Origin of the sequence: Paenibacillus sp. GCM10027630 (assembly GCF_042676305.1) — a bacterium.
Classification (GTDB): Bacteria; Bacillota; Bacilli; order Paenibacillales; family NBRC-103111; genus Paenibacillus_S.
Genome location: NZ_JBHTGY010000045.1, coordinates 1 through 13,341, shown reverse-complemented (window position 1 = coordinate 13,341; position 13,341 = coordinate 1). Strand labels below are relative to the sequence as shown.

The following is a 13,341-nucleotide window of genomic DNA, read 5'->3' as shown; positions in this document are numbered from 1 at the left end:
CTTTCCAGGAGGGATTGACTTGACACTTCTCGATATTCAACATTTGACCGTCGATTTTGCCACAAAACATGGGCTGCTTACTGCGATTACGGATGTATCACTTTCCATTAAAGCTGGCGAAACCGTGTGCCTGGTTGGAGAATCGGGAAGCGGCAAGACGGTAGCTTCCAAGTCGATAATGAGGTTGATTGATTATGAGAACGGCGTAATCTCCAAAGGCAGCATACTGCTGGATGGAGTCGATCTAGCCGCCTTATCCCAGGAGCAGTTACGTGTGCTGCGTGGCAAAAAGATAGCGATGATCTTTCAGGAGCCTATGGCAGCTTTCGACCCTGTTTTTACAATAGGCAGCCAGATTGCGGATAATATTGTTCAGCATAAACGAGTGAGCAAACAGGCTGCCGCGCAGCAGTCCATCCAACTGCTGTACAGAGTAGGCATACCGGAGCCTGAGCTGAGGATGCGCCAATATCCAAACGAGCTTTCCGGCGGTATGCTGCAGCGTGCAATGATTGCAATGGCTTTGTCCTGCGAGCCCGAGCTGCTCATTGCTGATGAGCCTACTACGGCACTGGATGTGACCATTCAGGCGCAAATTTTGCAGCTGCTGCAAGAATTGAAAGCCGAATATAACATGTCTATTTTGTTAATTACGCATGACATGGGCATTGCCGCACAATTAGCGGATCGGATTGTTGTTATGTATGCAGGCAGGGTCATGGAGCAAGCAGCAGCCATCGAGCTCTTTCGACAGCCTTACCACCCCTATACGAAAGCTTTGCTGCAATCGATTCTTACGTTGGAAGGCAACCGGGATAAAAGATTGTATTCGATCGAAGGATCGATTCCGAGCCTGACGGAGCTTCCGGAAGGCTGCCGGTTTCATCCGCGCTGCTCCTATGCTACGGATAAGTGCGTAAGATTCAATCCTCCGCTGCAAGAGATCAACGGGCGGGAAGTGGCCTGCTGGCATGCCGAAGAGCTGGTTGAGACACGACGGGGAGCTCAGCAGTGTAATCTGTCTTTTCCGGCTGCCCAAGCGATTATAACCAATGAGGATACAGTGGATACTGATCTGAGTGAAGCTGCCGCCCAGCGTAATTTATTTGAAGTAAGAGGATTGCAAAAGTTTTATAAAGCCAAGAAAGGGATTTTCAATAAAAACAGTATGTTCATCCGCGCTGTGGATGATGTTTCTTTTTCTATTCAACAAGGAGAGGTATTCGGTCTAGTAGGGGAATCCGGGAGCGGGAAATCGACGCTAGGACGGGTGCTTCTTCAGCTGGAAAAAGCAACGGCAGGCAAAGTGCTGTTCCAAGGAAATGATTTAACTCTCCAACATGGAGATGAGCTGCGTAAAACACGGCGAGACATGCAAATGATATTTCAGGACCCGTACGGATCTCTTAGTCCCCGTTGGAAGGTCGGAGATATTATAGGTGAGCCTCTTGAGGTGCATAACCTGTTGAAAGGAAAGGAGAGGAGAGCGCGTGTCGAGGAGCTGCTTGAATGGGTAGGTTTAAGCGCGTCATGGTATAACCGGTATCCTCATGAATTTTCAGGAGGACAGCGGCAAAGAATTGGAATAGCAAGAGCCATTGCGCTTAATCCCAAATTTATTATGGCTGATGAAGCTGTATCTGCACTCGACGTATCCGTTCAATCGCAAATCGTCAATCTGCTGCAGGATTTGCAAAGCAGGATGGGGCTTACTTACCTGTTCATTGCTCATGGGCTGCAAATTGTCCGCCATATTTCCAACCGCATTGGAGTTATGTATCTTGGTAAACTGGTAGAGATCGCTCCAAGCGAGGAGTTGTTCCTGCATCCGGCGCATCATTATACAAAGGCGCTAATTGCTTCGATTCCTTTACCTGACCCCGCTCGTAAAAGTGAGTTTGCCGAGCTGCAGGGGGAAATTCCCTCTCCGGCCAACCCGCCTTCAGGCTGCCGGTTTCATACCCGCTGCCCGGCGGCCACGGCAAGATGCAAGGAAATTCAGCCGGAGCTTCAGGAGCTTCGGCAGGGCCATTGGGCTGCATGTCATTATCCATGCTAGCATGAGCGAAAGCTTTATTATTATAAATGGAGGAATGTATAATGAGCCAGACGACAATTGATATTCAAAGCTATAAGGACACGTATCATAAGCTGAAGTCAGCTACAGAAGGATTAACGGAAGATCAGCTGAAATGGAAAGCTGCCCCTGATAAATGGAGTGTAACCGAGGTTCTGTCTCATTTGACGGATCACAGCATCGTATTTTCATTTCGTATCCGAAAGCTTATTTCTGAAGAGGCTGTACAATTGCCGCCGTTTCAGCAGGATCCCTGGGTCAGCGAGAGCAAGGCGAACGAGGGCTCGGCGAACGACATTCTTGATGTATTCGGAGTTCTTCTTACTTATAATAGTCTACTCTTTGATCGGCTGCCTGCAGAGGCTTGGAGTAAAACAGGCATCAATTTTAAAGGAGAGACGGTAACGCTTCTTCAGTCCTTCCAATCGTTTATTAAACATGTGGACACTCATTTACTGCAAATTGACAGGATTAAAAACGCGTATCAGTAGAGCTACATTACATCTGAATGGCTCGTAAAAGGAGAAAGATAGTAATGCAGCTATTTCAATTGGGCAGGCATTGGACATTAAGGTTACTATAGGATAAAAGAACGTTAATACTTCGGTTAACGTTCTTTCTTTTTACATGAAGTCAGTAGTAGCGGTTTAAGAAAAAGTGTGATATAGTTATTTTTGTTAACTGTAATAAATAATATGACAGTTCGTTATGTGGCAGTTTTATAGGAATATTAATATTGCATTGGAGGTAATAAGGAATGAACAATCAAGAGACACAATCAACCCCAAAGGTAGGGCCGTTGTTTGAACCCTTTACAATAGGGAACCTGAAGGTGAAGAACCGTATCGTAATGGCTCCTATGACCAGAGCCTTCTCTCCTGGAGGAGTGCCCGGTCCAGATGTGGCTGCTTATTATCGCCGCCGTGCAGAGAATGGCGTAGGCCTCATTATTACGGAGGGCACTTTAATTAATGATCCGGCAGCAACGAACAATCCTAATATACCCAATTTCCATGGTGAGGATGCATTGAACGGCTGGGCTAATGTTGTCTCGCAGGTTCACGAAGCGGGTGGACTTATTATGCCGCAGCTGTGGCATATCGGTACGGATCGTAAGATTGGTGCTATTCCTAATCCTGAAGAATTGCCAATCGGTCCTTCTGGTCTGGACATTGCTACAGGAGAGAAAGTAAATGAGCCGATGAGCGAAGCCAGAATCGCTTCCGTAATCGCAGCATACGCACAGGCAGCGGCAGATGCCAAGCGAATTGGTTTTGACGGAATCGAGCTGCATGGAGCACATGGTTATTTGATCGACCAATTTTTCTGGGAGAAAACCAATCAACGCAACGACAATTACGGCGGTGATCTCGTGAGAAGAACTCGGTTTGCCGCTGAAATTGTGGAAGCATGCCGTCGTGCGGTAGGTCCGGATTTCCCTATTATCATACGTATATCGCAATGGAAATCAAGTGATTACCAAGCGAAATTAGCACAAAATCCGGAGCAGCTCTCCCAGTTTCTTTCACCTTTAGTGGAGGCAGGGGTTGATGTGTTTCATTGCTCTACACGTCGCTTCTGGGAGCCCGAATTTGAAGGCTCAGACCTTAACTTTGCCGGCTGGGTCAAAAAATTAACAGGAAAGCCTACCATTACTGTAGGTTCTGTTGGACTGGACAATGAGTTTATATCTTCTTTTAAAGGTGAAAGCGCAGGTACGGCCAACGTGGATGCATTAATTGAAAAGCTAAGCAAAAATGAATTTGACCTGGTTGCTGTCGGTCGCGCTTTGCTCGTAGATCCTGCTTGGGCAGCTAAAATTCGCGATGGCCGGACGGATGAACTGAAAGTATTTACTCCTCAGGCTTTGGGAACATTATCTTGATAGTTTAAGTAAAGATGAACTCAGTAAACAAGACCGGAATACCTTGGATTCAAGGTTCTCCGGTCTTGTTTATATTAGCAATAATAGCAGACTTTATTAGTTTTCAACGGATTGTGCGGCCAATAAACGCGAACGAGAGTATGCTGCCGCCGAACAAAATAACGGTTGTAACGACGAGTGACATATGCATTCCGGCAATAAAAGATTCGTTGCCGTTTAGAATCGAGCCGAGGATGGCAACGCCCAGCGTCGCGCCAAGCTGTCGGCTTGAATTCAGCGCTCCCGAAGCTGCACCGGTCTGTTCCTTAGGGACAGAAGAGATAACGGCTGCCATCAATGATGGAATCGTAAAGGACATTCCGAAACCGATGAGGAGCAAACCAATCAGGGTAAGTGCATAACTTGTAGTCACATCTACCCATACTTGCAGAAGTGTACCCAGAGCAGCAAGACTAAACCCGATCGTCATCGGTATTCTTGCTCCGATTCGACCGACGATTCGACCGGCGAAAATCGGATTGAAGGCCATTGGAATCATCATCGGAAGGAGTGCTAATCCTGCCATATGAGCCGATAATCCGCGCAGCTGTTGAAAGAATAATGGCAGTATGAACAGAATCCCCGACATGCCGATGTTTATCGCCATCCCGGCAATCATCCCCGCCGTTACGGTGGGATTTCTGAATAGCCGCAGAGGAAGCAGCGGTGTTTTGCCTTTTGCCTCCACCATCAAGAATACGATGGCGCATAACAGTGCCAAACTAAATGCCCCCCAAATAACAGGGGAATTCCAGCCGTATGCTTCTCCCTCCATGAGAGCGAAGGACAAAGCGACAATGGCGGTAATAGCCGAGACTTGGCCTGCTAGGTCAAAGCTTTGCCGCGGATTTCGGATGGTTTCGTTGACGAACTGCGAAGTCATGATCAAACTAATGACAGCAAGCGGCACATTGAGAAGAAAAATGCTGCGCCAACCGAGTGAATCGACCAACAGTCCGCCGATGACAGGTCCTGCGGCCATCGCTATTCCCGTTACCGCTGCCCATATGCCTAGAGCCCGAGCACGTTGGGCTGGTTCAGGGAAAGTATGGGCAAAGAGGGTGAGCGAGGCTGGCAACAGGGCTGCACCTCCCACCCCGAGTATCGCCCGCAAGCCGATAAGTGCACCAAGAGACGGAACAGCTGTCGAAATGGCCGATGCGATGAGAAATAGCACTAGACCGCTAATATAGACTCGTTTGGCCCCCAATTTGTCGGCAATTGTACCCATCGACAACAGCAAGCCCGCAAAAACGATCGTGTAGGCGTTGACCACCCATTGAAGGCCGGCTATCCCTCCGCCCAAATCGGCACGAATAGCAGGTAATGCGACACTTACAACTGTCATATCCAGGAGTACCATAAAGTATCCTAGAGAAAGTCCTAGAAGCAGTAACGCTTTTGTCAGCTTACCGGAACTGTTAGACTGTACTTGCATCACTTTTTCCAAACTCAATTCCCCTTTCATTACAAGATTGAATTATTCGCTATTTCCTGTAATAGTAAGTGTAGAATAGATCGTATACTAGAACGAGATGAGAGTTTATCATAGGATTAATTCTCCTACTATAAGAATCCGACAAGGGAAGCGGGTGTTGAACAATGGAACAATCAGCCAATGAACGATTACATGAGCTGGCTAAGTTTTTGCAGTCGCGGCGCGCCCGTATTTCACCCGAGCAGGCCGGCTTGCCTAACAGAGGTCGGCGGCGGACGCCAGGACTTCGGCGTGGGGAAGTAGCGGCGCTCTCGGGCATCAGTGTGGATTGGTATACGTGGCTGGAGCAAGCGCGAAACATTCAGGTATCCGCTCAAGTGCTGGAGAGTATTGTGCGGGCTCTCCAACTTGATTCGAATGAGCGCAAACATTTATTTCTGCTGGCCCTTCAGCAGCTGCCAGCTGATCTGATCCCAAGCGAAAGCATAATTAGCCCAAAGTTGCAGAGCTTCCTTGATCTGCAGGGTACGAGTCCGGCCATCGTTACTGATCAGCGCCTGAATGTTGTTGCATGGAACAAGGTTGCAAGCATGATTTACGGAAATTATGAGGTTATGTCGATGCGCGAGCGCAACTCTGTCTGGCGGACGTTCACATCACCGTATATCCGGCAGTTACTCCAGGAAACATGGGAAACTCATGCGCGACACCGGTTAGCTCAGTTTCGCGCCAACTACGGGAAATTCGCGGGAGATCCTTGGTGGATGGAGCTCATCGATGAATTAAATCGAGCAAGCGAGGAATTCAGGACATGGTGGCCGGAGCATGATGTTCTGAACGGACCTGAAGGAAGGAAAATCAATTATCATCCAACGGTCGGACTGATCGTATTCGATCAAATTTCATTTCTTGTATCGGATGCTCCCCACCTTACCGTCACGATCAATATACCGTCAAATGATGATGATACGATCTCCAAGCTGCGCAAGCTTCTATTAGAGTAATTATTTAATTTTTCTAGAACACTTGACGTTGCTGCGAATATAAACTATTCTTTAACTTATAAATAGTAATTATTACTATTTATAAGTTATTTTAATTGTTAAAAACTTAATATTCATGTATGATCAGTGTTGTTCAATCATAACTGTAAATTGTGGGAACAAGGTGCTCCATTCAATGGAGCGTAATAGGGAAGTTCGGTTGAATGCCGACGCGGTCCCGCCACTGTATCGGAATAATCGCTGCTATCATGCCACTGATTCTGTTTCTTGAATTGGGAAGGCAGCTGCGAGTTAAATTCCGGAGCCAGGAGACCTGCCTGTTCTGACAACACTGCTAACCTACGGGAGATAGGGAAGTGTTAAAGACGGCCGTCGTATGCTCACAGCAGCTAATGGCATCTTACCTTTTCATGCATTTTTCTTGCTGAGGGGTTTAGATGTCTTTTTTGTTTTTGTCGAAAAGGCTTGGAATAGAAGGCTTTTCTACAAGCTTGTACCAAGTATAAAATTTGGCTCAAAACTGAAATCAGAGATTGACGAAGTCATTCGATTTCGTCTCCTTTGCCCAGCTCAGCTTTAGACAACTTAAAGAACAGCAACGACAGCGCACACAACTTTATTTGAATTATTCGATTCGAGCCATTGTCTTCTCCCGAAAAACCTGCATCTATACATCCATTTGATTTGCATATCGGCCGAATTCTTGAATTCATGCGAATGTGCATTTATTTTTTCATCCTTAGCTGAAACGGAGCGATTTCCATGAGAATTGATGTACATTTGCAGGTCTTTTCTCCAAATCGCGATTTCGCTAGAAAATAACTGCTTATTTGCAGGAATTTGTGAGGATAGATGGTCGGAGGAGAGTTAAGCACTGATTTGAAACTTCGATCAGAAGCTTTTTTATTGGGATTGGGAATTAGGAAAGAGAGGCTTAATAAAAATGACTACTTGGAATTTATCCGATGTAACGCATCATGTATTTATTTGCAATGGAGGCAGCTGCCTGCGACAGCACGGGGAGGAGGTTACAACGGCAATTCGTGCAGAAATTGCGGCATTGGATGCGGACGGACGAATACATACAACAAGAACGAGATGCAATGGGCGCTGCGAGGATGCATGCGTAGTTATGGTATATCCCGAAGGGGTTTGGTATAAAGACGTAACACCGGATGTTGGACGACGTATAGTTCGGGAGCATTTACTTGAAGGCAACCCGCTGCAAGACAGGATGGTATATTCTTACAGTGAGAGCTTCAAAGCAACCGGAGTAGGGAGCACGGGCGTGACTAAAGCCAGAAGCCAGGCGAAGAACTAGAGGATCAACTGGGTTTAAAAGGTTATGACCATCATATCATCGTCCCAGTATTGTCCGTTCGTTTTCATAGCGTTTCGTTCTGTTCCATACGTAGTGAAACCAATGGACTCATAAAGTTTTTTGGCTGCAAGATTGTTGGATACAACTGTTAATTTAATTTGCTCCAAGCCTGGAAATTGTTTGGCTCGTTGTATTAATTCGGTCAGTAGGGCATAGCCCACTCGCATACCACGGAATTCAGGGCTCACATACATGGCATAAATAGTACCTTTATGTGTAATTTTGGGATTGCTTTCTCGCACGAAGGTAACGATTCCCGCCAGCTCATTAGCTTTGCTAAAGCAGCCCAGAGTAAACTTTAATTCTGTCTGCTCTAGATTTTGCTGGAATTCTTCAATAGGCTTATTTAATTGTATTTCATAGGTTGTTAAAAAAGCTTCAGGATTTTCTTTAAGAGACTTGAGTCGGATCTCCCGATAAATCTCGGCATCTGCGGGATTTAAACAGCGAATGTTCATTGGCGCAGCTCCATTCTAACAGCGATTATTCAAGTAAATTGTTACAATTATACATCCGCTGTGTCAATGAAACAAGGCTTTATAAGGAGTAGTATTCTGTAGAAAATAATACCCTCAGCACGAGTTGCATGGATTGGATAATGATGTTAATATAAAAATGACTGATCAGTCAGTCATAAGTAAATAAGTGGGAATGGTGGGTTAGGCGCATGGGTGAGGACAAGAAAGAAGGCATTATAGAAGCCGCGTTAAAGCTCTTCGAGGAGCAAGGCTATCATACTACCAAGGTATCGGATATTGTACGTGAAGCAGGTGTTGCCCAGGGGACCTTTTATTTGTATTTCAAGAGTAAAGAGGATTTGTTCCGCAGCATTGCTGAGTCATGTCTGGATGAAATCGCTGTAACCATTAAACAAAACTGCACAGGGAACGTCAAGGATGAGGCATTTTACCGCATGATGCAAGATACGCTTCGTGTGTATTATTATAATAAAAGCATTTTGAAAATTTTGAAGCAGCACGGGTCGGCTTCCTCAGAAATTGGGGATATTTCGGATGCTTTTTACCGGAGGATTATGCTGGTCATTAAGCAATCGTTAATGGAATGGGGAGCTTTTCCAAACTATTCAGAGCAGCAGCTGGAGGTTATGGCCTTTTCGAAAATAGGGATGGTAGAGATGGTTGCTTATCAATATTTTATTATCCAGAAGTATGATGAAACCCATATCGAATCGTTAGCACAAATTCTCACGGGTATAAATGCGCCATGCGAGTTGGGGCCTATGGATGCAGGTGGCGAATGATTGCTAAATTGCTAAAGTACCGTAAAGTGACGCTCCTGTTCTTTTGCATGGCTATGCTTCTGGGAATTGTCAATGTACTTACGCTGAAGCAAAGGGAAAATCCGGAAATTGATGTGACCGTTGCGCTTGTCAAGACGATTTATCCGGGTGCTTCGCCTGAGAAGGTAGAACAATTGGTTACGCGTCCGCTGGAAAAAAAGATTAAGGAAATGAGCGACATTTCCATTATGAGCTCGACCTCCATGGCTAATGTCTCGGTCATCAATGTGGAGATCAAGCCGGATACGGACATTAAACGAACCTGGGATACGTTGAGGCAAAAGGTACAATCCGCGGAGAGCGAGCTTCCAGCTGAGGCGGAAAAGCCTGTCGTCAACGACGATATGAGCAAGATTGCGGAGCAAATACTTCACTTTGTCGTAGATAAGAAGGAGCAACTGGAGCCTCTGAGGCCAATGATGGAAATTTGGAAAACTCAGCTTAGTGCGGTTCCTGGGGTTAGCGATGTAGATATCATCGGACTCCCTGAGCAGGAAGTAGCCGTTATTCTCGATACAGATAAGCTGGATACGTTCAAGCTGCCTTGGGGGATTGTTGCGCAATCGCTCATGACCAAGCATGATCGGGTTCCTTTGGGAACGGTAGAAAAAGGTGCTAAATCCTTCTACGTCGATATGTCCGGGGAATGGAAGACGGCTGAGAATATTGCCAATACGGAGCTTCTGGGGCTTCCGGCAGGCAGTGCTTTAAAAATCCGGGATGTTGCGAATGTGAAGCTGCGTCCCAAGGAATCAGAAGTCAGCATTTTGCATAACGGCAAACCGACGCTTGATTTAGTTATTAATGCGAAAAAAGGAGCCGATATTCCAGCACTGCAGCATTTGATTGATGCAAAGGCCTCTGAGCTGAGCAAGCAGCTTCCGAGTGAAGTGCAGATGGAATCCTTGTTCTCGCAGAAGGAAAGCCTTGATCACTTGTTCAAGGAGCTGGGACGGGAGTTATTGATTGGTATTGCTGCCGTTATTCTTGTCTGCTCCATGGGGCTCACCTTTGGTACATCCTGGATTGTTGCGCTGGCGATTCCTATTTCTATCACAGTAGGTTTTATTCCGGTAGAGCTGATGGGGATAGATCTTAACCAGATTACGGTTGTTGCGATTGTTATTGTGCTTGGCATATTAGTGGATGATGCGATTGTTGTAAATGACAATATTCAACGGCGTTTGCAGCTGGGCGATTCGCCTGCAGTAGCATCACTTGAAGGCAGTCGGGATGTAGCCATCTCTATACTTACAGCTACCATTGCTACTGCGGCAGCATTTCTGCCACTGTTCTTCTTAAAAGGTAATATTGGCAGCTTTATTCGGCCCTTGCCTGTTGTTATATCGCTAACCCTGGCGGCTTCAATGGCGATGTCCTTGACGATCATCCCCATCTTCCGTCAATGGGCAGGTGAACGCGCGCTTCGTAAAAAAAAGCCGGGGCTTGCAGCCTCCGCTGATATGAGGCTCCATGAGAGCGATGTACAAGGTGCATCAATGACACCTGGACTGCTGGGCAAGCCGATCCAACGTTTGAGTGTGTTTTATGGCAAGCAGATACATCGCTTCCTCAAACGCCCGCTTTTGACAGGCACAGCAGCCTTATTGATTGGAACTAGCAGCTTCGGCTTGCTTCCCTTGCTCGGCGTACAGTATTTCCCGCCTGCGGAGAAAGCTGAGATGCTGATTGATTTCAAGCTTCCGACGGGCCGTACTCTCGCCGAAACGGAATACACGCTGCAAAAAGCGGCCGATTGGATGCAGCAGCAGCCTGGCGTTGTGTTCGTATCCAGCTATTCGGGCAGAACTACGCCACGTTTCTACTATTCCGAGTCAGATCGGACAGGGACAGAGATTGGCCAGCTGTTCGTCAAAACGGACCCCAAGGTGATACATACTCAGAAGGTAATAAGCACCTGGAGACAGGAGCTAAAAAAACTTTTTCCAGAGGATGTAGAAATAACGCCACGGGAGCTTGAGCAGGGGCCTCCGGTTGGGGCACCGATTGCTATTCGTATTAGTGGTGGCGATCTGCTTCAGTTAAGACAGCTGTCCCATGATGTTCAAGACATTCTCAAGGGAATTCCAGGGACAATCAGCGTTTCGGATGATGTGGGAACAGATATGAATACATTCCAATTGCTGCCGGACCCCGCCAAGCTTCAGCTTTATGGAGTTAGCGAGAAGGATTTGTCACAAACGATACGCATCGCAACAGAGGGGCTGACGGTCACAACGATGCAAAAAGAGGAGGATCTGCTTGATGTAACTCTTTATGCAAAAGAACATAGTGCCGACCCTCAGGAAACGATGAAAAAAATGTACGTCCCTATGCAAAAAGGCGGTACCGTATCTGTACGCGAGCTTGGTGATATCCGCAGCGGTCAAATGATTAAATCTATTCATCACCGCAATCAGACACGAACGGTTATTGTCAGAAGCTATACGGAGAATCGTCTTCCAGACGATGTCGTAAAGGAAGTAAAAGAACAGATGAGCCGTTACCCGATACCGGTTGGATATACGGTGGAATATGGCGGGGAAAATGAAGAAAGAAACGATGCCTTTGCTGCTATTGGAAAGCTATCCATCATTGTTGTTTTGTTAATTTATATTTTAATGGTTATGCAATTTTATTCCTTGTCCATACCTCTCTTGATTCTATCCACCGTTTATTTGGCGGCTGGCGGAGCTGTAATCGGCTTGTATCTAACAAATTCCCCTATCGGCTTTATGGCATTGATGGGATTAGTCAGCTTGGCAGGGATTGTGGTAAGGAACGGCATCATATTAATCGAGTTTATTGAGCAGGCAAGAAAACGCGGATTAGCCTTGCATGAAGCAGTGGCTGAGGCGGGTAAAGCGAGACTGCGGCCTATCCTGCTTACGATGGCTACAGCGATAGGCGGATTATTGCCGATGACAATTATGGGCGGTAATTTATGGAGACCTATGGGAATTACGATCATATCGGGGTTAATTTATTCGACCTTACTCACCTTAATTGTTGTTCCGTCGCTATTCGTAATCCTCGAAACGTGGAGGGAAAAGCGGGCGGCAAAACGAGGAGAGACCGCAGTTCACGGTTAGTCCACAATTGGAGGGGATTGTCTTGAAAAATATGAGCAAATCCCCTTCCATAATTTGCTTAGATGGCGCTTTATCGGGTATACTGAACGTAAAATGTGTTTCAGAGACGGAGGGTTCCCATGCATAACTTGTTCGTTTATTTACATGTACTATCAGCTATTTTAATGGGTGTGTATCTGATGTTTCCTTTCTTGTCCATGCGCATCGAGGCATTGTCAGGGGCTGCGCAGGTAGGATTCTTGAACGTCTTGTACGCAACAAACCGTTCAGGACAGTTGGCTCTTGTCATCGCACTGCTTTCAGGGGGATATCTGGTAAGCAAGAGTGGTTTCTCGGTGGCTTGGATGATTGTAGCCGTTGTTCTGTTCTTGGCGCTTGGCGGATTGACCGGAGTGCTTGGAAGTGCGATGCGCAAAGCATTGGCTGATGACAATGGCTCCAGTGTTAAGGCTCATATAGGCAAAATCAAGAAAATAAGCGTCATCTCTGGCGTGATTTTCTTCTTGCTTGTAACGATGATGAAGTTCCCTTTTTAAGCTGCGATATAAGCAGCAGATGTTTTTTTACATAATGAATGGATACAGGAATTGCAGCTAGGGGATGTCCATGAGTAGCATTAGCTACTTTTAGGACATCCCCTTTACTGTCCAAAAGTGGACTTTATGAAAGGATCAGCTAGCATTGTTTCACAGCTTGCTTCAGCATCTCGCCGGTACATTCCTCTACCTCTCCCAGCTTGGCTAGATCTTGTTCGCTGTATTTGCGAACTTTTTCTTTTTCTTCAATTTCTTCAATGCAGGTTAATCGAATGGGAGTTCGGGGATTGTCCAGCATTCAATTACATGTAGGAAAGGATTAGATGGAAATCCTCCCGTTAATCCAGCCTGGATTTCGTTTGCAATCAATATAACTGGAAAAACTCCAGCTAATATGGGTGATATGGATAATATCAGCCAAAATAGGTAGAATTAGCATGAGAAATTCCAGTTAAAGGGCTAGAAACGCTATTTTCGGAGCAATTAACGTGACATTTGGATCTCTGTCAAGAAAGTAGACACTCAAATAAGAGATATCACACAACCTTTTTGTAATACATGGCCTCGTATTGATCCGGTGAAACATAGC

Annotated in this window: 10 protein-coding genes and 1 riboswitch; of the genes, 8 read left to right on the top strand and 2 right to left on the bottom strand. The window is 46.2% G+C overall.

Annotation, left to right across the window (positions count from 1 at the left end; translation table 11 throughout):
- Positions 1 to 19: 19 nt before the first annotated feature.
- From ACFQ0C_RS22160 to ACFQ0C_RS22150, 3 genes are all read left to right on the top strand, one after another.
- On the top strand, positions 20 to 2,059 hold the full coding sequence (locus ACFQ0C_RS22160; protein ID WP_379369663.1) for an ABC transporter ATP-binding protein: 2,040 nt from the start codon (positions 20 to 22) through the stop codon (positions 2,057 to 2,059).
- 41 nt (positions 2,060 to 2,100) lie between these two features.
- Entirely contained in the window at positions 2,101 to 2,568 is a 468-nt protein-coding gene (locus tag ACFQ0C_RS22155; RefSeq protein ID WP_379369661.1) for a DinB family protein, read from the top strand.
- A gap of 266 nt (positions 2,569 to 2,834) precedes the next feature.
- The gene (locus ACFQ0C_RS22150) at positions 2,835 to 3,962 is read left to right on the top strand and encodes an NADH:flavin oxidoreductase (protein ID WP_379369659.1); all 1,128 of its coding nucleotides are present in this window, start codon (positions 2,835 to 2,837) and stop codon (positions 3,960 to 3,962) included.
- A 103-nt stretch (positions 3,963 to 4,065) separates the two neighbouring features.
- Here the strand turns inward: ACFQ0C_RS22150 and ACFQ0C_RS22145 are convergent, their stop codons facing one another.
- Positions 4,066 to 5,442, bottom strand: a complete 1,377-nt coding sequence (locus tag ACFQ0C_RS22145) for an MFS transporter (RefSeq protein WP_379369778.1) — start codon at positions 5,440 to 5,442, stop codon at positions 4,066 to 4,068.
- A gap of 161 nt (positions 5,443 to 5,603) precedes the next feature.
- Here ACFQ0C_RS22145 and ACFQ0C_RS22140 point away from each other — a divergent pair, with 161 nt between their 5' ends.
- Positions 5,604 to 6,443, top strand: a complete 840-nt coding sequence (locus tag ACFQ0C_RS22140) for a helix-turn-helix transcriptional regulator (RefSeq protein ID WP_258216238.1) — start codon at positions 5,604 to 5,606, stop codon at positions 6,441 to 6,443.
- A gap of 143 nt (positions 6,444 to 6,586) precedes the next feature.
- Positions 6,587 to 6,778, top strand: a riboswitch (cobalamin riboswitch).
- Between the two features lie 608 nt (positions 6,779 to 7,386).
- Entirely contained in the window at positions 7,387 to 7,764 is a 378-nt protein-coding gene (locus tag ACFQ0C_RS22135; RefSeq protein ID WP_379369656.1) for a (2Fe-2S) ferredoxin domain-containing protein, read from the top strand.
- 14 nt (positions 7,765 to 7,778) lie between these two features.
- Here the strand turns inward: ACFQ0C_RS22135 and ACFQ0C_RS22130 are convergent, their stop codons facing one another.
- Positions 7,779 to 8,282: a GNAT family N-acetyltransferase gene (locus ACFQ0C_RS22130; RefSeq protein ID WP_379369654.1), complete on the bottom strand. Its 504-nt coding sequence runs from the start codon at positions 8,280 to 8,282 to the stop codon at positions 7,779 to 7,781.
- A 209-nt stretch (positions 8,283 to 8,491) separates the two neighbouring features.
- Between ACFQ0C_RS22130 and ACFQ0C_RS22125 the strand changes: the two genes are divergently transcribed.
- The 3 genes from ACFQ0C_RS22125 (at position 8,492) to ACFQ0C_RS22115 (ending at position 12,752) form a co-directional block, all read left to right on the top strand.
- The gene (locus ACFQ0C_RS22125; RefSeq protein WP_379369652.1) at positions 8,492 to 9,085 is read left to right on the top strand and encodes a TetR/AcrR family transcriptional regulator; all 594 of its coding nucleotides are present in this window, start codon (positions 8,492 to 8,494) and stop codon (positions 9,083 to 9,085) included.
- Entirely contained in the window at positions 9,082 to 12,216 is a 3,135-nt protein-coding gene (locus ACFQ0C_RS22120) for an efflux RND transporter permease subunit (RefSeq protein WP_379369650.1), read from the top strand. The genes ACFQ0C_RS22125 and ACFQ0C_RS22120 overlap by 4 nt, the downstream gene beginning before the upstream one ends.
- A gap of 119 nt (positions 12,217 to 12,335) precedes the next feature.
- Positions 12,336 to 12,752 carry a hypothetical protein gene (locus tag ACFQ0C_RS22115; RefSeq protein WP_379369648.1) on the top strand — a complete coding sequence of 139 codons (417 nt, stop codon included), beginning with the start codon at positions 12,336 to 12,338 and terminating at the stop codon, positions 12,750 to 12,752.
- Positions 12,753 to 13,341 lie beyond the last annotated feature (589 nt).

Coding starts and splice junctions, on each gene's coding strand:
- ACFQ0C_RS22155 (WP_379369661.1), top strand. CDS start 2,101: ATGAGCCAGACGACAATTGATATTCAAAGCTATAAGGACACGTATCAT.
- ACFQ0C_RS22115 (WP_379369648.1), top strand. CDS start 12,336: ATGCATAACTTGTTCGTTTATTTACATGTACTATCAGCTATTTTAATG.
- ACFQ0C_RS22140 (WP_258216238.1), top strand. CDS start 5,604: ATGGAACAATCAGCCAATGAACGATTACATGAGCTGGCTAAGTTTTTG.
- ACFQ0C_RS22125 (WP_379369652.1), top strand. CDS start 8,492: ATGGGTGAGGACAAGAAAGAAGGCATTATAGAAGCCGCGTTAAAGCTC.
- ACFQ0C_RS22150 (WP_379369659.1), top strand. CDS start 2,835: ATGAACAATCAAGAGACACAATCAACCCCAAAGGTAGGGCCGTTGTTT.
- ACFQ0C_RS22135 (WP_379369656.1), top strand. CDS start 7,387: ATGACTACTTGGAATTTATCCGATGTAACGCATCATGTATTTATTTGC.
- ACFQ0C_RS22130 (WP_379369654.1), bottom strand. CDS start 8,282: ATGAACATTCGCTGTTTAAATCCCGCAGATGCCGAGATTTATCGGGAG.
- ACFQ0C_RS22120 (WP_379369650.1), top strand. CDS start 9,082: ATGATTGCTAAATTGCTAAAGTACCGTAAAGTGACGCTCCTGTTCTTT.